Here is a 19,290-nt window from a genome sequence, read left to right as displayed (position 1 = left end):
CCGGTTGATGATGCGGCGACATCGCTGTTACCGTGCCCGATTGCGGTCAGCGTCTCCAGGTCCGGAATTGTCGCCGGGGCAGGCAAGACCGGACATGGTAGTCAATCGTTCGGCACGGTGAACCCGCTTCAGCGCCCGACCATGGCAGGGGGCAGGTCCGACCCGCGCCCGGCGGACGGCCACAATCGGTCGGTACACAGGCTGTGGATAACTTGTGGAGAACGACCGGTGGGACGTCCGGGCGGGTGATGAGGTGGCGCCCGCTCGGCACGAGCCATCCGGACGGCCGGAGACGGCGGCGTCCGGGAGCAGAGGCGAGGGGGTGGCACGACGGTGGCCGGTACGACCGACCTTGCCGCGGTGTGGACGGCGACCACGGAAGAACTCGCCGACGAGATCATCTCCGCGCAGCAGCGAGCGTACCTGCGACTGACTCGCCTACGGGCCATCGTCGAGGACACCGTTCTGCTGTCGGTGCCGGACGCCTTCACCCGGGACGTGATCGAGTCCCGGTTACGGCCAGCCATCACCGAGGCGCTCAGTCGCCGACTCGGCAGGTCGATCCAGGTCGCGGTGACCGTCCGCGTACCGGACGACGGCCGGGCCGTGGGCACGGTCTACCGCGGCGCACCGGAGGTGGGCCCCGCCGCCGACGATCACGACCAGGCCCCGGACGGCTTCGCGCCCGCCCCGGCCGATTCCCGGCAGCAACTTCCGCTCATTCCCGAGCAACCCGTCTCAGGTCGCTTCGACCGGCCCGCCCCCGACGCCCCACCGTCGGAGGCGGCTCCCCGTACGGGCCCGCGCGTGGCCGACGGCCAGGAGCCTCTCTTCGGCGCCGCGTTCGTCGAGTCGCCCGACCCCTCCGGGGAGGCCGTCCGCCCGCCCGGCGACCGACTCGGCTTCACCGACCACGGCGGCCGTTTCGGCCCGCCGGAGAACGATCCGCGTGGCTTCGGTACCCGGTTCGGCGAGGATCGCGGTCTCTCAGGCCGGGACCAACACGTCATCCGGGCACTGCCGGTCGACGATGGCACCGACAGCGGACCCGGCCGGGGTGGCGCGGATCACCGGCCCCGGGACGACCGGCGACTGTTGACGGGTGCGGACAGCGGCGGCAACCGGCTCAACCCCAAGTACATGTTCGAGACGTTCGTCATCGGCTCGTCGAACCGGTTCGCGCACGCGGCCTCCGTGGCAGTGGCCGAGTCGCCGGCGAAGGCGTACAACCCCTTGTTCATCTACGGCAGTTCCGGGCTGGGCAAGACCCACCTGCTGCACGCCATCGGCCACTACGCCACCACCCTGGGCAACGCCCGCTCGGTCCGGTACGTCTCGACCGAGGAATTCACCAACGACTTTATCAACTCGCTACGCGACGACAAGACCAGCGCCTTCCAGCGCCGCTACCGCGACGTCGACATCCTGCTGATCGACGACATCCAGTTCCTGGAGAACCGCGAGCGGACCCAGGAGGAGTTCTTCCACACCTTCAACACCCTGCACAACGCCAACAAGCAGATCGTGATCACCTCCGATCGGTCGCCGAAGCAGTTGGCCACCCTGGAGGACCGCCTGCGGACCCGGTTCGAGTGGGGCCTGCTCGCCGACATCCAGCCGCCCGACCTGGAGACCCGGATCGCAATCCTGCAGAAGAAGGCCGCCCAGGAACGGCTCTTCGCCCCGCCGGACGTACTGGAGTTCATCGCCTCCCGGGTCTCCAACTCGATCCGGGAGCTGGAGGGGGCCCTGATCCGGGTCACCGCCTTCGCCAGCCTGACCCGATCGAACGTGGAACTGTCGTTGGCCGAGGAGGTGCTGCGGGACTTCATCCCGGACGGCGCCGGCCCGGAGATCACCGCCGACCAGATCATGGCTGCCACGTCCGACTACTTCGGGGTCAGCCTGGAGGACCTGCGCGGGCATTCACGCTCCCGGGTGCTGGTCAACGCCCGTCAGGTGGCCATGTACCTGTGCCGCGAACTGACCGACCTGTCGCTGCCCCGGATCGGCCAGGCGTTCGGCGGTCGCGACCACACCACGGTCATGCATGCCGATCGCAAAATACGCCAGCAGATGGCCGAGCGGCGTTCGCTCTACAACCAGATCGCCGAGCTGACCAACCGGATCAAGCAGAACACCTGAGCGACGGCTTCGGGTCGCGGCGTGGCGCCAGACCCGTCCCCTGAAGCTGTCGTTCCGTACGGCACCAGACAGGCCCGACCGGTGATCCGGTCGGGCTTCTTCTCGCTCTGCCGGTTGACCCTCGACGAGGTGTAGACCACACGCTTGAAGGCGTGTCCAGCCAGGTTGACGATCGTTGTCCACAGCTCGTTGTCCACGGGCGGTGGACAACGACGCGGCGCCGGACCCGGGTTATCCACAGCCTGTGGAGAAAGGCTGGGGACAACGTTGTGGACGCCTGGGGACGGCTGGGGACAACTCGTCGCGTTGTCCACCGACCGCGGCCCACCTGTGGACGACCTGTTGAAGGTTCTGGGGATGACGGTCGCCCGAGCCCGTCCGCCCATCCACAGGGCTGGGGAGAAAGTCGGTGGATAACCGGTGGATAACCGGTGGACGACGGTGGAAAACCGGGGACACGAGGACCCCCTGTGGATCGACAGCCTGGTTTCACACCTAGTTCTCCACAGCTAAACCACCGGTGGATAACCTATCTGACCTGCACCGATACGAGTTCTCCACAGTTTGCACAGGTGCGACGAAGACGATGGGTTATCTCTTCTGAAAGAACGAAAAACCAATCATCGGCGTTGGGCTTTCTGTGGATCGTCCGCAGCTGCCGGAAACACCTGTCAGCACCGACACGATCCATGGGGCCGGACACACAGCCGACACCCTCGCGCCCTAAGGTGCGAGGGGTACCCGCAGACGGCGGGTCGGTGGGCAGCGTCCGGCATGAGAGAGTTGACGACGTCGACGTCGACGCGGAGGCATTGATGAAGTTCCGAGTGGAGCGCGACGCGCTCGCCGAGGCCGTGGCCTGGACCGCAAAGAGCCTGCCCAACCGGCCGTCCGTGCCGGTGCTGGCCGGGGTGATGCTGCGCGTCACCGACGGCAGCCTGCAGGTCTCCGGTTTCGACTACGAGGTCTCCAGCCAGGTCACCGTCGAGGTGCAGGGCGACGCCGACGGCGCGGCCCTGGTCTCCGGGCGCCTGCTCGCCGAGATCACCAAGGCACTGCCGGCCAAGCCGGTCGACATCGCCGCAGTCGGGGCACACCTCGAACTGGTCTGCGGCAGTGCCCGATTCACCCTGCCCACCATGCCGGTGGAGGACTATCCCACCCTGCCCGAGATGCCGGAGAGCGCCGGCACCGTGGACGCCGCCGCGTTCGCCGCCGCCGTCGCGCAGGTGGCCGTCGCCGCCAGCCGGGACGAGACCCTGCCGATGATGACCGGCGTCCGGATCGAGCTGTCCGGTGGCACCCTGGCCATGCTCGCCACCGACCGTTACCGGCTCGCACTGCGAGAGATGCAGTGGGACCCGGACGACCCGGAGATCAGCATCAACGCCCTGGTGCCGGCCCGTACGCTCAACGACACCGCCAAAACGCTCGGACCGCTCGGCGGCCAGGTCACCCTCGCCCTCTCCCAGGGAACGGCCGGCGAAGGAATGATCGGGTTCTCCGGCGGCACCCGGCGGACCACCAGCCGCCTGCTCGACGGCGCCAACTACCCGCCCGTCCGATCGCTCTTCCCCGCCAGCCACAACGCCGAGGCCCGGGTGGCGGTCAGCACCCTCATCGAGGTGGTCAAGCGCGTCGCCCTGGTCGCCGAGCGGACCACGCCGGTGCTGCTCAGCTTCAGCGCCGACGGGCTGGTCGTCGAGGCCGGCGGCACCGAGGAGGCCCGAGCCAGCGAGGCGATGGAGGCGAACTTCTCCGGCGAGCCCCTCACCATCGGCTTCAACCCGCAGTACCTCATCGACGGGTTGGCCAACCTCGGTGCCCAGTTCGCCGTCCTGCACTTCGTCGACGCCTTCAAGCCCGCGGTGATTTCTCCGGCCGGCGAGGATGGCGAGGTCATCGGAGGGTACCGGTACCTCATCATGCCGATCCGCGTGTCCCGCTGACCGGCAGCGCACACCCGCACCACGAAAGGTAACCACGAGATGCAGCTCGGCCTGGTAGGCCTTGGCCGGATGGGCGGCAACATGCGCGAGCGACTGCGCAGCGCCGGCCACGAGGTCGTCGGTCTGGACCACAACCTGGAGCGGAGCGACGTCGCGAACGTGGCCGAGCTGGTCGAGAAGTTGGACCGGCCGCGGGCGATCTGGGTGATGGTGCCCGCGGCCGTCACCGACGCCACCATCGACGAGGTGGCCGACGTCCTGGCCGAGGGCGACCTCATCATCGACGGCGGCAACTCTCGGTTCAGCGACGACGCCCCCCGAGCGGAACGGCTCAACGCGCGGGGCATCGGCTACCTCGACGTGGGCGTCTCCGGCGGGGTCTGGGGCCGACAGAACGGCTACGGCCTGATGGTCGGCGGCGCCCAGGAACACGTCGAGCGACTCATGCCGATCTTCGAGGCACTCAAGCCCGAGGGCGAGTACGGCTTCGTGCACGCCGGGCCGGTCGGCGCCGGCCACTACGCCAAGATGGTGCACAACGGCATCGAGTACGGCCTGATGCACGCGTACGCCGAGGGCTACGAGCTGATGACCGCCTCCGAGCTGGTGACCAACGTGCCCGGCGTGATCAAGTCCTGGCGGGAAGGCACCGTGGTGCGCTCCTGGCTGCTGGACCTGCTGGACCGCGCGCTCGACGAGGACCCGGAGTTGGCTCAGCTGAGCGACTACACCGAGGACACCGGCGAGGGCCGCTGGACGGTGGACGAAGCGATCCGCCTCGCCGTACCGCTCCACGTCATCACCGCCTCGCTGTATGCCCGGTTCGAATCCCGGCAGGACGAGTCGCCGGCGTTGAAGGCCGTCTCCGCGCTGCGCCAGCAGTTCGGCGGGCACACCGTCCGCAAGCGCTGACCGGCACCCAGCCTCGTGTACGTCCGCCGGCTCGAACTGGTCGACTTCCGCTCCTACCAGCGGGTCGACGTCGACCTCGAACCGGGGCCGAATGTCCTGATCGGTGCCAACGGCGTCGGCAAGACCAACCTCGTCGAGGCACTGGGCTACGTGGCGACGCTGGAATCGCACCGAGTCGCCACCGACGCGCCCCTGGTGCGGATGGGTGCCGCCGCCGCGGTCATCCGGTGCGCGGTGGTACACGAGGGCCGGGAACTGCTGGTCGAGCTGGAAATTGTCCCAGGCAAGGCGAAGCGGGCCCGGCTGGGCCGATCCCCCGCCCGCCGAGCTCGCGACGTGCTCGGCGCGCTACGGCTGGTGCTGTTCGCCCCGGAAGACCTCGAACTCGTCCGAGGCGATCCGGCCGAGCGTCGCCGCTACCTCGACGACCTGCTGGTGCTGCGCCAGCCCCGGTACGCGGGAGTCCGCGCCGACTACGACCGGGTGCTCCGGCAACGCAACGCGCTGCTGCGCACCGCGTACCTGGCCCGCAAGACCGGAGGGTCTCGGGGCGGTGACCTGTCGACCCTGGCCGTCTGGGACGCCCACCTGGCCCGCCACGGCGCCGAACTGCTCGCCGGCCGCTTGGAACTGGTTGCCGCGCTGGCCCCGCACGTTGCCAAGGCGTACGACGCGGTGGCCGCCGGGCGCGGCGCGGCGTCCATCGCGTACCGGCCGTCGATGGAACTGGCCGAACCCACCACCGACCGACAGACCCTGGCGGCGATGTTCGCCGCGGCGCTGGAGGAATCCCGCACCGCGGAAATCGAGCGGGGCACCACCCTGGTCGGCCCGCACCGCGACGATCTCACCCTCACCCTCGGCCCGCTGCCCGCCAAGGGATACGCCAGCCACGGCGAGTCGTGGTCGTACGCGCTCGCTCTCCGGCTGGCCGGCTACGACCTGCTGCGCAGCGACGGAATCGAACCGGTACTGGTCCTGGACGACGTTTTCGCCGAGTTGGACACCGGCCGGCGAGACCGGCTGGCCGAGCTGGTCAGCGGGGCGAGTCAACTGCTGGTGACCTGCGCGGTCGCCGACGATGTGCCGGCCACCCTACGCGGCGCCCGCTACGAGGTGACCGAGGGGACGGTGCATCGTGTCAGATGAGCCGCAGCGCCCGGGGCGCGGCGTCGACCCGGCCGGCGACGCCGGGGAACCGGCCGTGAGCGAGTCGGCGGGGATGTCCGGGCCGCAGCTGGCCCGCGCCGTGCTGGACGCGGCCAGGGCGAAACGGGACGCCGCCGGGCGGACCCGGCGGCGCGGCACGACCGGGAAGGGCGACGGCGAGCGCCGGCTACGGGGCTACTCCGGCCCAGGGCCGGACCCGCGCGACCCACAGCTTCTCGGCGCAGTGCTGGACCGGCTGGTGAAGGCCCGCGGCTGGCAGCAACCGGCCGCCGAGGCGACCGTCTTCGGCGCCTGGGAACGGGTGGTCGGCCCCGAAGTGGCCCAGCACAGCCGACCGGTGAAGCTGGAGAACGGCGAACTGACCGTGGAGGCTCGCTCCACCGCCTGGGCAACCCAGCTGCGCCTGCTCGCTGGCTCGCTGCTGCAGCAGATCGCCCGTCAGGTCGGCCACAACGTGGTCCGCAAGCTGCACATCCACGGCCCCGCCGCGCCCTCCTGGTCGCGGGGGCCACGCCGGGTACGCGGTCGCGGCCCCCGCGACACCTACGGCTGACCCGCCCGCCGCGGCGCGGCGGACTCGGCGTAGACGGCGAAACCACGCTCGGCGCAGCGCCGGTAGAACGCGGCCACCACACTCAGCTCCGCACAGGTGAAGGTCCACTGCGGGGCCGCGCCGCTCTCGTCGCGGAGGGCGTCGAGCCGGCTGCCCAGCCAGCGCAGCTGCTGCTCGGCGAGGCGGCCGTCGGAGAGCAACGAGCGCAGCACCGTGCCCACCGACTCGAAGGTGACCGCCTCCCCGTGTGACCGGTGCGCCGCGACGAACCGCTCGATGCCGCTGGCGATCCAGGAGCAGCCGTCTGGGTCGATCACCGGATCCTCGTCCTCGGCGGCTGAATCGGTGGCGTACAGCACACCGTCCAAGCCGAGGATGAGATCCACCACTTCGGTGTACCCGGTGGCGCGGACCGTACCTGTCTTCGCGATGAGCTCGGCGAGCGCGGCGGTCGGCGCCGAGATGCCCGGCACGTCGACGATGTCGCCGAAGTCGACGAACTCGGCCGGTGCGACCGGGTCGTAGAAGCGGCCGGTCCGCGGCCATTGGACCGCGACGTTGTCCAGCCCCATCTGGTGTCACCTCTCAACGAGCAGGGGTCGAGTCAATCGGGTTAAACGTGTCGATCGTCCGGTTCCGGCCGTCAGAGATCAAGACCGGTCGGCGAGCCCGACCGCCGGGAAACGTCCGCCGTGCACGGTACCGGCCTCCGAGACCGATTTGCGGACCGGCTGGACCGCATCGCCGTCACGCGACGGATCCGACGAACACGCCCTAGCGTGTAGGGGGAGTCGCGGATAGCGCAGTTCGGCCCGCTACGTAGATCTGAGCCGCTGTGAAGGGGTGCCGACTGGTGGTTCTATCGCCCGCGCACAGTAAGATTGGGGAGAGACGAAGACCCGGCGCGGAGCGAAGGGTCACGGGGCCGCTGGCGGGCCCGCGACCACTGTCCGACTCGGGTCGAGCCGATCGCGATCCGCGGGCATCCGCGGCGACCGGCGCGTTCGACCCGTACCCCGGAATATGTCCCCGGTGCCGGTCCGCGTGCCGACGTCGCGTACCTGTCCCGCCGAACCCGCGCCCGACGTGCCTGACGGTGCGGACGGCGCGAGAAAGTGGCCGAGGGTGGCAGCGCAGGACAATCAGCAGTACGGCGCCGAGTCGATCACCGTCCTCGAAGGGCTGGAGGCGGTCCGCAAGCGGCCCGGTATGTACATCGGGTCGACCGGCGAGCGTGGCCTGCACCACCTGGTGTGGGAGGTCGTCGACAACGCGGTGGACGAGGCGATGGCCGGCCACTGCGACACCATCGACGTGGTGCTCCTCGCCGACGGGGGCATCCGGGTCACCGACAACGGCCGAGGCTTCCCGGTCGACCTGCACCCCAAGCTCAAGAAGCCGGGTGTCGAGGTGGCACTGACCGTGCTGCACGCGGGCGGCAAGTTCGACGGCAAGGCGTACGCCGTCTCCGGCGGCCTGCACGGCGTAGGCGTCTCGGTCGTCAACGCCCTCTCCACCCGGATGGCGGTGGAGATCCACAAGGACGGCTTCGTCTGGCGGCAGCAGTACCACCACTCCAAGCCGACTCCCCTGGACAAGGGGGAGCCGACCGACCGGACCGGTTCGGCGGTCTCCTTCTGGCCGGACCCGAACGTCTTCGAGACCGTCGACTTCGACTTCCAGACCATCTACCGACGCCTCCAGGAGATGGCCTTCCTCACCCGTGGCCTCACCATCAACCTGCTCGACGAGCGGGTCGAGGAGGGCGAGGAAGGCAAGATCCGCGAGGTCACCTTCAAGTACGACGGTGGTATCGCTGACTTCGTCCGGCATCTCAACGCCTCGAAGAACCCGATCCACAGGACGGTGGTCGAGTACGGTGCCGAGGAAGAGGGCATGTCGCTCGAGATCGCCATGCAGTGGAACGAGTCCTACGGCGAGTCGGTCTACACCTTCGCCAACAACATCAACACTCACGAGGGCGGCACCCACGAGGAGGGCTTCCGGGCCGCGCTGACCAGCGTGGTCAACCGCTACGGCGCGGAGAAGAAGCTGCTCAAGGGCGACGAAAAGCTCTCCGGCGAGGACATCCGCGAGGGGCTGGCCGCGATCATCTCGGTCAAGCTGACCAACCCGCAGTTCGAGGGGCAGACCAAGACCAAGCTGGGCAACACCCCGGTCAAGAGCTTCGTGCAGCGGGTCTGCAACGACCGGCTGGTCGACTGGCTGGACCGCAACCCCGCCGAAGCGAAGATCATTATCACCAAGGCGTCCCAGGCCGCCCGCGCCCGGATCGCCGCCCAACAGGCACGCAAGCTGGCCCGGCGCAAGTCGCTGCTGGAGTCCGGCTCGATGCCGGGCAAGCTGGCCGACTGCCAGTCCACCGACCCGCGCGAGTCCGAGGTGTTCATCGTCGAGGGCGACTCGGCGGGCGGTTCGGCCAAGCAGGGGCGCGACCCGCGCACCCAGGCGATCCTGCCGATCCGCGGCAAGATCCTCAACGTGGAGAAGGCCCGGATCGACCGGGTGCTGAAGAACAACGAGGTGCAGGCGCTGATCACCGCGCTGGGCACCGGCATCCACGACGACTTCGACATCGAGAAGCTGCGCTACCACAAGATCGTGCTGATGGCCGACGCCGACGTCGACGGCCAGCACATCCAGACGCTGCTGCTCACCCTGCTGTTCCGGTTCATGCGTCCACTGGTCGAGCTGGGCCACGTCTACCTGGCCGCCCCGCCGCTCTACAAGATCAAGTGGAACAAGAAGGGCGATGACGCGCAGTACGCGTACTCCGACCGGGAGCGCGACGGCCTGATCGCGCTGCGCCAGCAGAAGAAGCCGAACGCCAAGCCGGACGACATCCAGCGGTTCAAGGGCCTCGGCGAGATGAACTACCCGGAGCTGTGGGAGACCACGATGAACCCGGCCACGCGTACCCTGCGCCAGGTCACCCTGGACGACGCGGCCACCGCCGACGAGCTGTTCAGCGTGCTGATGGGCGAGGACGTCGAGGCCAGACGCTCGTTCATCCAGCGCAACGCCAAGGACGTTCGCTTCCTCGATATCTGACGGCCCGGCTGGCCGAACCGGGCCGGAGTTGTCCGGTTCGGCCAGTCAGTCCACAGAGTTATCCACAGCTTGGCCGGTATCCACAGCTGTTATCCACAGCACGAAAACGACTCACACTCTGATAAGGGTTAACAGTGACCGAATCCCCCGAGTCCACACCTAACGAGCCCGAGGTCCCCGAGGCGCAGGCCGCCGTCGTCTCGCACGACCGGATCGAGCCCGTCGGGCTCGAGGTGGAGATGCAGCGCTCCTACCTCGACTACGCGATGAGCGTCATCGTCGGGCGGGCGCTGCCGGACGTCCGGGACGGGCTCAAGCCGGTCCACCGCAAGATCCTGTTCGCCATGTTCGACTCCGGCTACCGGCCGGACCGTGGCTACGTGAAGTGCTCCCGGGTCGTCGGCGACGTGATGGGCCAGTTCCACCCGCACGGCGACTCGGCCATCTACGACGCCCTGGTCCGGATGGCCCAGCACTGGTCGCTGCGCTACCCCCTGGTCGACGGCAACGGAAACTTCGGTTCGCCCGGAAATGATCCAGCTGCGGCGATGCGTTATTGTCTGACCGGAGATGTCCGAATTCGCACCGCTCTTGGTGGCGTGCGGATCGACCAGGTCGTGCCCGGCGCGGTGCCGAGCAGTGAGACCGACATCGACCTCAAGGTCCGCGACCGCAACGGCGACCTGGTCCGGGCCTCGAAGTTCTTCCACTCCGGCGAGCACCCGACGCTGCGGCTGCGCACCCGCGAGGGGTACGAGCTGACCGGCACCCACAACCACCCGGTGCTCTGCCTGGTGGATGTGGCCGGCGTGCCGACCCTGCTCTGGAAGCTGCTCGCCGAGATCTCTCCCGGCGACCGGGTTGTCCTCCAGCGCAGTGTGCCGGACGAGATCGGCTACCCGATGCTGGAACACGTCGAGGCGGCGGTCCTCGCGGGTGCGCTCGTGAGTGAAGGCTGGATTTCGGATGAGTGGGTGGAGTTCGCCAACACGGACCGTGAGTTTTTCACGCGAGTGGTGGCAGCCTTCGACCTCGCCGTTGGGGGCAAGCGCTGGTTCGGCGAGGAGATCATGCCCTCGGGCAAGAGCTTGCATCGGGTTCGCGCCAGTATCCGGCAGTTCGCTACGACGGCTCTCGGCGAGCTGATCGGGGCTCGGAGTGCCGGCAAGTTCGTGCCGGAGTTCGTCTGGCAGGGGCCGGCTGCGATCAAGCGGGCTTTCCTCCAGGCGCTCTTCGAGGGGGACGCTTCCTCCTCGCTGCTGCCACGCAACACCATCCAGATCTCGTACTCCACCCGCAGCGAGCGCCTCGCCCGCGAGGTGCAGCAGCTGCTGCTCGAGTTCGGCGTGATCAGCAAGCAGTGCCGGTACGACAACGGCGAGATCAAGGTCGTCATCACCAACCGCCGCGACGCGCGGATCTTCGCTGCCCACGTCGGTTTCCTCGGCCGCAAGCAGGCCAAGCTGGAGTCGGAGCTGACGTCGGTGCCGGCGAGCAGCACGGCGCTCTCCAGCGATCATGTGCCGCTGGTCGGTGACTTCATCCGGAGGCACGGCGCGAGCCGCTGGACCGAGCGGGACTGGCTGCGCCGGCACAACGTGGACCGAGTCGAGCGCTGGGAGCGGGACCGGGACGAGATCGCGGCCCGGATCACCAACGCCGAGGTGCTCGATGTGGTCGAGCCGCTGGTGGACGGGCGCTTCTACTACGCCGAGGTGGCCGAGGTCGCGGACGCGGGCGTGCAGCCGGTCTACAGCATCCGGGTGGATACGGACGACCACTCCTTCGTCTCCGACGGCTTCGTCAGCCACAACACGGAGTGCAAGCTCGATCCGCTGGCGATGGAGATGCTGCGGGACATCGACGAGGACACTGTCGACCTGCAGGACAACTACGACGGCCGGGCCAAGGAGCCCACCATCCTGCCGTCGCGGATCCCGAACCTGTTGGTCAACGGTTCCGAGGGCATCGCGGTCGGCATGGCCACCAAGATCCCGCCGCACAACCTGCGGGAGATCGGTGCGGCGGTGCAGTGGTGCCTGGAGAACCCGGACGCCGACGAGGCCACCACGCTCGAAGCGCTGTTGGAGATCGTCAAGGGCCCGGACTTCCCCACCCACGGGCTGATCGTCGGGCAGTCCGGTATCCAGGACGCGTACCGCACCGGTCGGGGCTCGATTCGGATGCGCGCTGTGGTCGAGGTCGAGGAGGACAAGCGCGGGCGCCCGGCGCTGGTGGTCAGCGAGCTGCCGTACCAGGTGAACCCGGACAACCTGGCCGAGCGGATCGCTGAACTGATCAAGGAGGGGAAGCTCGGCGGGATCGCCGACATCCGCGACGAGTCGTCTGGGCGTACCGGTATGCGGATCGTGCTGGTGCTCAAGCGTGACGCGGTCGCGAAGGTGGTGCTGAACAACCTCTACAAGCACACCCAGCTCCAGGAGACCTTCGGCGCGAACATGCTGGCGCTGGTCGACGGGGTGCCGCGCACGTTGAACCTGGCGCAGTTCATCCGCTACTACGTCGAGCACCAGATCGAGGTGATTCGCCGGCGGACGGCGTTCCGGCTGCGCAAGGCTGAGGAGCGGGCGCACATCCTGCGCGGTCTGGCCAAGGCGTTGGACCACCTTGACGAGGTGATCGCGCTGATCCGGCGCTCGCCCACCGTGGAGGACGCCCGGCAGGGTCTGGTCCGACTGTTGGAGATCGACGAGATCCAGGCCACCGCGATTCTGGACATGCAGCTGCGCCGGCTCGCCGCGTTGGAGCGGCAGCGGATCCTGGACGACCTGGCCAAGCTGGAGCTGGAGATCGCCGACCTCAAGGACATCCTCGCCAAGCCGGAGCGGCAGCGGAAGATCGTCTCGGAGGAGCTGGGTGAGATCGTCGCGAAGTGGGGCGACGACCGACGTACTAAGATCGTCCCGTTCGACGGTGAGGTCTCGATGGAGGATCTCATCGCGCGGGAGGACGTGGTGGTCACGATCACCCGCACGGGGTATGCGAAGCGCACGAAGGTCGACCTCTATCGTTCGCAGCGGCGTGGTGGCAAGGGTGTCAGTGGTGCCTCGCTCCGCCAGGACGACATCGTCAGCCACTTCTTCGTCTGCTCCACGCACGACTGGATCCTGTTCTTCACCAATAAGGGGCGGGTGTACCGGGCCAAGGCGTACGAGCTTCCGGAGGCCAGTAGGGTGGCCAAGGGCCAACATGTGGCCAACCTGCTCGCGTTCCAAGCGGACGAGCAGATCGCACAGATCATCGAGATTCCGAATTACCAGGTGGCGCCTTACCTGGTCCTGGCGACGAAGAACGGCCTGGTGAAGAAGACGCGGCTTGAGGAGTTCGACTCCAACCGTTCCGGCGGCATCATCGCGATCAACCTGCGCGATGAGGACGAGCTGGTCGGTGCTGCGCTCGTTGGTCCTGAGGACGACCTGTTGCTGGTTTCCAAGAACGCCCAGGCGATCCGGTTCAACGCCACCGACGAGGCGCTGCGGCCGATGGGCCGGGCGACCTCGGGGGTGATCGGGATGCGGTTCAGCGAGGATGACGAGCTGTTGGCCATGGAGGTCGTCCGGGAGGGGCTGGACGTGCTGGTGGCCACGAACGGGGGATACGCGAAACGCACCCCGATCGAGGAATACCCGGTCCAGGGCCGGGGAGGTAAAGGTGTGCTGACTGCGAAGATCACCGAGCGACGCGGTGGTCTGGTCGGTGCGGTGGTGATCGACCCGGACGACGAGCTGTTCGCTATCACCAGCAACGGTGGCGTTATCCGGACTCCGGTGAAGCCTGTACGCCGTACGCGTGACCGGAACACAATGGGGGTCAAGCTGATGGACCTTCCGGACGGCGTGACTATCGTGGCGATTGCTCGCAATGCCGACGAGCCTGACGAACAGGACTAGTTGAATGACGGAGACACAGGCGAAGTCGGGGAACGCGGGGACCTCGGCCAACCCGGTCGACGAGGAGGCCGCGAAGAGCGGCGCGCCAGCGACCGGCCGCGCGGCCGTGGGCCGGGCCACGGTCCCCGCCGACGCGCCTGCACCGAAATTCACCCGGGCCCCGGGCATGGCGCCGCCGCCCGACAAGGCCACCGACGACGAGGAGGCCGCTTCGGGGGAGCAGAGCGGCACCGAGTCCGCTGGCTCGGGGGAGGCCAACGCGACACCGGCGACCGCCACCGCCGGGCCCCCGTCGACGACCCAGCCGATCGGTAGCCGTCCTGGCCAGTCTTCGACGGGTACAACGGGTTTCCTGCCGAAGATCGGCAGCGGAGCGACGGGCACGCAGCCGAGGGTCACCGGGGCGGCGGCGAAGCCGGACACCACCCGCTCGTTCGGGACCGGACGTCCGGCGAGCGGCGGAGGGCTTCCTCCGGGCGTCGGCGCTGCGGCCGTCGGCGCCGCGCGGGTGGGTGATGCGGTACGCGCAGCCCGTACCTCGGTCAGCTCGGCCGCCTCGCGCGGGCCGCGTCGGGCTCGGCTGAACCTCAAGCGGATCGACCCCTGGTCGGTGATGAAGTTCGCGTTCGCCGTCTCGGTGGTGCTGTTCATCGTGATCGTCGTCGCGACTTCGGTGCTGTACCTGGCACTGGACGCGATGGGGGTCTTCACCAGCGTGAACGACAGCCTGGGTGACCTGGTCAACGCCAGCGGCGGGCAGGGCACCAGCGGCTTCCAGATCACCGCGAAGGGCGTGATCTTCAGCTCGGCGCTGATCGGCCTGGTGAACGTCGTACTGTTCACGGCGCTGGCCACGCTCGGGGCGTTCGTGTACAACGTTTGCGCCGACCTGGTGGGCGGCATCGAACTGACCCTCGCCGAGCGCGACTGATCTCCACAACCCGAACACCGGGCCGGCCACCGCGGCCGGCCCGGTGTTTATTTCGGTGTGGCTGCGGCTGGTCCTCGGGTAGGTTCGGCAGCGACGATGCGGGTGCTCGACCTGCCTGACCCCGATTTGGGGCGGGGTGGGCGGATGGGTTAACCTTGCTCGACGCTAGCGGGGCTATAGCTCAGTCGGTTAGAGCGCAGAGCTGATAACTCTGAGGTCGCTGGTTCGATTCCAGCTAGCCCCACCGCACATGATCCGACGGCACGCCGAGCGTGAGGGGTAGCCCCGATGTTCAAGAAGCTGTTGATTCTGGCCGGCGTTGTCGGCGTGGCCGCGGTGGTAGCCAAGAAGATCAAGGAAGCGAACGACGAGCGAGCTCTCTGGCACGAGGCGACCACCTCGCCGGACCTTCGCTGAACCATCGGCGGCACCGTCCGCCATCGGGGCCCTAGCTCAACTGGCAGAGCACTGCCTTTGCAAGGCAGGGGTTAGGGGTTCGAGTCCCCTGGGCTCCACCACACATCTAGCCTGGTCGCCGGCTCTCTTCACCCTTGATGGGCTCTTTTCCTGATTGAGGGTCGTCATTGAGCGTCAGCAGGAAGTCAGCAGAAGCGTGACATCCGTTGGTAAGCCCTGACAGCGGACGACGGGCGCTGAGTGAAAGACGACTGCGTTGCCGCTTGTCGGTCACGCTCAGCGCCCGCCTCTGCAAGGCAGGGGTTAGGGGTTCAAGCTCCATGGGCTCCACCAGCACTCTCCTTGGCTCATGTCGCTCCGAGGGCAGCTGAGCTGCTCACGAGAAGCCGGTCGATGGCGGAGGTAGCTTGGCGGGCACGCGCCGGCCGGACGTCGTTTCATGCACCTCGGTGCCGTGTGCAGGTGGCCATCGAGAGGGAACGCGGGCGGCGCTGCGGGCAGGACCTTGTCGATCGGAGCACGTTTCTCAAGGACCGCGAAGCCGAACAGGTTGCCCGTTACCCAGCCTCGCTGCTGGGCCTGCACCCACCGCATCGCCTCAGCATCGTTGCTCATGAGAGAGATCGTCCAGCGACGCATCGCGAGATCCTGGCACACCTCAAGCAGTGCGGGAACGTCCTCCATTCGCCAAGGGCGGAGCGTGAGGGCAGGGGCGGCGGGCATCGTGACCGTATGCAGTACGACGGTGTCGTTCACCGGTCGATCGTGGGAACCGGCCAGGATCGGAGGGCGGGTGACGCAGCGAACCATGGCGATCTCGCGTTTGTAGGGGCATGACACGCGGGAGCTTCTATGGATCTTGAGACGCGGCAGGACTTCACTGCCTTCGTCGGGGCGCGGTCGCATGCGTTGTTTCGGACCGCCCTGGCGCTGACCGGCCACCGGCAGCAGGCCGAGGACCTGTTGCAGACGGTGTTGGCCAAGGCGTACCGGCACTGGGGGAAGGTCCGCCACGGCCAGCCCGAGGCGTATCTGCGCCGGGCGCTCTACCGGCAGCAGGTGAGTTGGTGGCGCCGGCCGATGCGGGGCCGGGAGGTGGTTACCGACCGGCTTCCGGATGTGGCCGACACGGACCCCACCGCCCGGGTCGACCTGAGTCTGGCGTTGCGGGCGTCCCTGGACCGCCTGGCGCCGAAGCAGCGTGCGGTGCTCGTGCTGCGTTATCTGGAGGACCTGCCCGACGAGGAGATCGCCGACATCCTGCGCTGCAAACCGACGACGGTACGCAGCCAGGCCGTTCGCGCCCTCGATCGGATCCGCACGCTCTGCCCTGAGCTCACTCACCTTGCCGTGCAGGAGGTTCACCAGTGACCACCCAACTCGAGAACGCCGTTCGTGAAGCGCTAGACCAGCTCACCGACGTTTCCCCACCGGTCGACCTGGCTCAGGTGGCGATTCGTAAGGCCGGCCGGCAGCGAGCCGCACGCCTGGCGGTGACCGGCGTCGCCGGGGTTGCCGTGGCGCTGGTGGCTGTGCCGGTGGCGATCGGTGTCGTGGCGAGCCCTGGTGGCAATCTGTCCCCCGCGGTGATGGGCCAGGGACCGGCGGTCAAGCCGTTCGTCGTGACGGCGTACAGCGGAGTTGACAACCCGGGAGACCCGGGGCCGGCGGACGACTATTCGCTGTTGCTCGACCCGAACACCGGCGAGTACGACAAGGTTCCGTACAACGAGGTGGTGCCATCCCCGGACGGCAGCCAGGTGGTGGTGCACGTGGGGGACAACAGCCCGGCGTACCCGTCGAGGAGAGGGGTGCTGGACCGGGAGAGCGGGGAGGTCCGGTGGCTTCCGGGCAATGCCGGCTACACCTCGGGTGCCAGTTGGTCGCCCGACGGCCGACAGATCCTGATCACCAACCGGCCGAAGCACGGCGGTGGCGACGGTTTCTTGCTGGTCGACGCGGCGACGCTGGACGTCCGCCAGGTCGAGGTTCCCGACGTCAGCACGCAGAACACCAACGGCCTGGTCTTCGTGTGGACACCTGACGGAACGGGAGTTGCTCTGACTCATTCGGTTTCTGACAGCGAGAGTGAGCCGGGCCGGGTGACAGGTGTCGGCTTCTACGATCTGTCCGGCAAACCGACGCGTACCCTCCGCGTCACGGGTGGCTCCCTGCGCGACGGCAGCGGGTTCTCACCCGACGGCAACAGGATCGCGTTGGACAACCCCTTTGTGGACGACCGGATCCAGATCGTGGATGTCGTCACCGGCACCATCGAACAGGAGTTCTCCGTACCGACCGCCGGGACCGTGGTGGGCTGGTACGACAACGAGCACCTGACCGTGTATGACTACGGTGATCGGGACCTCACCGAACGGCCCAGCATCAAGGTTGTCGACCTGACCGGTGAGGTGATCCAGACGGTACAACTCGCGGAAGGGTCGGACACCGCCCAGCGGGTGCATGTCGGATCGTCGGCGGATCTCGCCGCAGCCGCCGAGAAGCTCGCGTTCTGACAGTTGCCCGACGCGGCGGATCGCCGAGAGGGGCGGGTGGAGGTCGACGGTAATCATCGGACCGGTGGTGACACAAGCCAGGGTGAGAGTTCGTCAACCAGGCGGGGAGATCTTGGATGGGCCCACCGGAAAAGCGCGATGAGGATTGGTTCACCGGGGTGTACGCGGCCTCTTACGAACACGTTGTGAGGTACGGCCATCGCCGGCTCGCCGATGACGGAGCGGCGGCTGAACTCGCCCAGGAAGTGTTTGTCATCGCCTGGCGGCGTCGCCGCGAGGTTCCGGACCGTAGCCTGCCCTGGCTGTACGGGGTGGCTCGGCGTCTGCTCGCAAACAGATGGCGAGCTCGGAAAGCTGCACCGGACGTACTACCGATGACCGACGCTGGCCTTTTGCAGGAGCCGGGCGTGTGCGGTGCCGACGCGACGGTGGGCGTCGCTGATCTCCAGGCCGCCCTAGCCACCCTCACCGACCTCGATCAGGAAATCCTCCGGTTGGTCGGTTGGGAGGAGTTGACGGTTGCTGAGGCCGCTCAGGTTCTTGGTTGCACCCGCACCACCGCCGCAGTCCGCTTGCACCGCGCCCGTAGGCGCCTCAACGACGCGATGTCGCACCGATCTGGAACGCCGGCGCAGCAGCCGGTGCTGGCTCGACCTCGAAAGGTCATGTGATGTTCGGAGAACAGCGAACCCGTGCTCTCCTCAAGCCGATCGACCCGGCCCGGGGCAGCAGCGTCGCACCACCCCGGCTGTCGGCACACGAGCTGATCAGCCGCGTTGAGGCTGTCGCCGAGCCGGTAGCTCGTCGCCGTCAGGTACGCCCGACCCGCAGGCTCGTCCTGACGGCCGGGACGCTGGCCGTAGCGGTCGGCGCGGCAGCGATCGCCCAGACGCTCCGCTCGTCCAGCCCGGACACCTCTGAGGTCGCCAGTCCGCGCGGGGCGGACCCGGGGGTGGTGCTCGTGCCGGTGGCGTACGGTGCTGGCACCCGTGATGCTGCAAGCGAACTCCGCGCGTTGGCGAGCAGGCTCGTCGACGCGGAGCACGACAACCGCACCGGCCGGTACATGTACCACCACACGAAGACGTGGGGCGACCCGGTGATGAGTTCTGCCGACGGTCGCTACCAAGTCGCTTTCGCGAACGACACCAAGGTCTGGCAGGCGGCGGACGGGACCGGTGAGCAGGTCACAGTTCAACTTGAGCCACAGTATCCGGACCAGGAGTCCCGGGACTACTGGCAGCGCAACCTCGAACCCACGGCTGCCGCCTCCGCTGCACCGGGCAGGGTTGTGCTGCCACCGATGGACCTCGCGCCGCTGCCGTCGGGTCGAGCACAACTGAACGAACTGCTCAAGGTCAGGTTCGGTGGCGTCGCCGTCAGCAAGGAGGTCGCAACGGTGTACGGGCGGTATGTCGTCCCGCGCCAGACGCGAACTGAGATCTTGCGGGCCCTTGCCGATGTACCCGGGTTCGTGTGGCGGGGCCAGGTCACCGATCGGGCCGGTCGGAAGGGGGTGGGCATCACGTTCGACGACCGCGCGCACAACGCGCAGTCTTTGCTGATCTTCGACCCGAAGACAGGCGAACTGCTCGCTCACGAGCGGCTGACCCTCTCGCCGGTGCGGATCAGCTTGTACCAGGTGATCCTCGACACCGCCTGGACCGATCGACCCAACTGAATTGCCGGTGCCGGGGCCGCTTCTACGAGGTGG

At 68.1% G+C, this 19,290-nt stretch carries 13 protein-coding genes, 2 tRNA genes and 2 pseudogenes; 16 read left to right on the top strand and 1 reads right to left on the bottom strand.

Annotated elements, in window-relative coordinates; translation table 11 throughout:
• Nucleotides 1-333: 333 nt before the first annotated feature.
• The 5 genes from dnaA (at nt 334) to Vqi01_RS14765 (ending at nt 6,729) form a co-directional block, all read left to right on the top strand.
• Nucleotides 334-2,145, top strand: a complete 1,812-nt coding sequence (gene dnaA / locus Vqi01_RS14785) for a chromosomal replication initiator protein DnaA (protein ID WP_204035357.1) — start codon at nt 334-336, stop codon at nt 2,143-2,145.
• A gap of 815 nt (nt 2,146-2,960) precedes the next feature.
• A complete protein-coding gene (gene dnaN / locus Vqi01_RS14780; protein ID WP_204035356.1) occupies nt 2,961-4,094 on the top strand; it encodes a DNA polymerase III subunit beta in 1,134 nt (377 codons plus the stop codon).
• Nucleotides 4,095-4,133: 39 nt separating this feature from the next.
• The gene (gene gnd, locus Vqi01_RS14775) at nt 4,134-5,006 is read left to right on the top strand and encodes a phosphogluconate dehydrogenase (NAD(+)-dependent, decarboxylating) (RefSeq protein WP_204035355.1); all 873 of its coding nucleotides are present in this window, start codon (nt 4,134-4,136) and stop codon (nt 5,004-5,006) included.
• Between the two features lie 15 nt (nt 5,007-5,021).
• Nucleotides 5,022-6,155: a DNA replication/repair protein RecF gene (gene recF / locus Vqi01_RS14770; protein WP_204035354.1), complete on the top strand. Its 1,134-nt coding sequence runs from the start codon at nt 5,022-5,024 to the stop codon at nt 6,153-6,155.
• Nucleotides 6,142-6,729, top strand: coding sequence for a DciA family protein (locus tag Vqi01_RS14765; protein ID WP_372444362.1), 588 nt, complete (start codon nt 6,142-6,144; stop codon nt 6,727-6,729). Before recF ends, Vqi01_RS14765 begins: the two co-directional genes overlap by 14 nt.
• Here Vqi01_RS14765 and Vqi01_RS14760 read toward each other — a convergent pair.
• The gene (locus Vqi01_RS14760) at nt 6,720-7,301 is read right to left on the bottom strand and encodes a hypothetical protein (protein WP_204035353.1); all 582 of its coding nucleotides are present in this window, start codon (nt 7,299-7,301) and stop codon (nt 6,720-6,722) included. The genes Vqi01_RS14765 and Vqi01_RS14760 overlap by 10 nt on opposite strands.
• A gap of 553 nt (nt 7,302-7,854) precedes the next feature.
• On the opposite strand from Vqi01_RS14760, the gene gyrB reads away from it, so the two are divergent.
• The 11 genes and pseudogenes from gyrB (at nt 7,855) to Vqi01_RS14715 (ending at nt 19,257) form a co-directional block, all read left to right on the top strand.
• A complete protein-coding gene (gene gyrB, locus Vqi01_RS14755) occupies nt 7,855-9,801 on the top strand; it encodes a DNA topoisomerase (ATP-hydrolyzing) subunit B (RefSeq protein WP_204035352.1) in 1,947 nt (648 codons plus the stop codon).
• A 134-nt stretch (nt 9,802-9,935) separates the two neighbouring features.
• The gene (gyrA, locus tag Vqi01_RS14750; RefSeq protein ID WP_204035351.1) at nt 9,936-13,712 is read left to right on the top strand and encodes an intein-containing DNA gyrase subunit A; all 3,777 of its coding nucleotides are present in this window, start codon (nt 9,936-9,938) and stop codon (nt 13,710-13,712) included.
• A gap of 4 nt (nt 13,713-13,716) precedes the next feature.
• Nucleotides 13,717-13,909: pseudogene (locus Vqi01_RS31605) on the top strand (DUF3566 domain-containing protein); the annotation flags it as partial.
• A 92-nt stretch (nt 13,910-14,001) separates the two neighbouring features.
• Nucleotides 14,002-14,643, top strand: a pseudogene (locus Vqi01_RS14745) (DUF3566 domain-containing protein); the annotation flags it as partial.
• 170 nt (nt 14,644-14,813) lie between these two features.
• Nucleotides 14,814-14,887: transfer RNA gene (locus Vqi01_RS14740), tRNA-Ile, on the top strand.
• Between the two features lie 44 nt (nt 14,888-14,931).
• Complete coding sequence (locus Vqi01_RS30760; RefSeq protein WP_217705935.1) at nt 14,932-15,060, top strand: DLW-39 family protein; 129 nt, start codon at nt 14,932-14,934, stop codon at nt 15,058-15,060.
• Nucleotides 15,061-15,085: 25 nt separating this feature from the next.
• Nucleotides 15,086-15,161: transfer RNA gene (locus Vqi01_RS14735), tRNA-Ala, on the top strand.
• A gap of 751 nt (nt 15,162-15,912) precedes the next feature.
• Entirely contained in the window at nt 15,913-16,431 is a 519-nt protein-coding gene (locus tag Vqi01_RS14730) for a SigE family RNA polymerase sigma factor (protein WP_204035349.1), read from the top strand.
• Entirely contained in the window at nt 16,428-17,576 is a 1,149-nt protein-coding gene (locus Vqi01_RS14725; RefSeq protein ID WP_204035348.1) for a beta-propeller domain-containing protein, read from the top strand. The genes Vqi01_RS14730 and Vqi01_RS14725 overlap by 4 nt, the downstream gene beginning before the upstream one ends.
• A gap of 116 nt (nt 17,577-17,692) precedes the next feature.
• On the top strand, nt 17,693-18,247 hold the full coding sequence (locus Vqi01_RS14720; RefSeq protein WP_204035347.1) for an RNA polymerase sigma factor: 555 nt from the start codon (nt 17,693-17,695) through the stop codon (nt 18,245-18,247).
• Nucleotides 18,247-19,257, top strand: a complete 1,011-nt coding sequence (locus Vqi01_RS14715; RefSeq protein ID WP_204035346.1) for a CU044_5270 family protein — start codon at nt 18,247-18,249, stop codon at nt 19,255-19,257. Before Vqi01_RS14720 ends, Vqi01_RS14715 begins: the two co-directional genes overlap by 1 nt.
• Nucleotides 19,258-19,290: the final 33 nt, after the last annotated feature.

The organism is Micromonospora qiuiae (assembly GCF_016863555.1).
In the GTDB taxonomy this organism is placed as follows: domain Bacteria; phylum Actinomycetota; class Actinomycetes; order Mycobacteriales; family Micromonosporaceae; genus Micromonospora; species Micromonospora qiuiae.
The sequence above is the reverse complement of the archived record's forward strand: the minus strand, read 5'-3'. Positions and strand labels throughout refer to the sequence as shown.

Bases quoted from the DNA above. Each gene is read 5' to 3' on its own strand.
- Vqi01_RS14760 (WP_204035353.1), bottom strand. From the start codon at position 7,301: ATGGGGCTGGACAACGTCGCGGTCCAATGGCCGCGGACCGGCCGCTTC.
- Vqi01_RS14715 (WP_204035346.1), top strand. From the start codon at position 18,247: ATGTTCGGAGAACAGCGAACCCGTGCTCTCCTCAAGCCGATCGACCCG.
- Vqi01_RS14720 (WP_204035347.1), top strand. From the start codon at position 17,693: ATGGGCCCACCGGAAAAGCGCGATGAGGATTGGTTCACCGGGGTGTAC.
- gnd (WP_204035355.1), top strand. From the start codon at position 4,134: ATGCAGCTCGGCCTGGTAGGCCTTGGCCGGATGGGCGGCAACATGCGC.
- dnaN (WP_204035356.1), top strand. From the start codon at position 2,961: ATGAAGTTCCGAGTGGAGCGCGACGCGCTCGCCGAGGCCGTGGCCTGG.
- Vqi01_RS30760 (WP_217705935.1), top strand. From the start codon at position 14,932: ATGTTCAAGAAGCTGTTGATTCTGGCCGGCGTTGTCGGCGTGGCCGCG.
- Vqi01_RS14730 (WP_204035349.1), top strand. From the start codon at position 15,913: ATGGATCTTGAGACGCGGCAGGACTTCACTGCCTTCGTCGGGGCGCGG.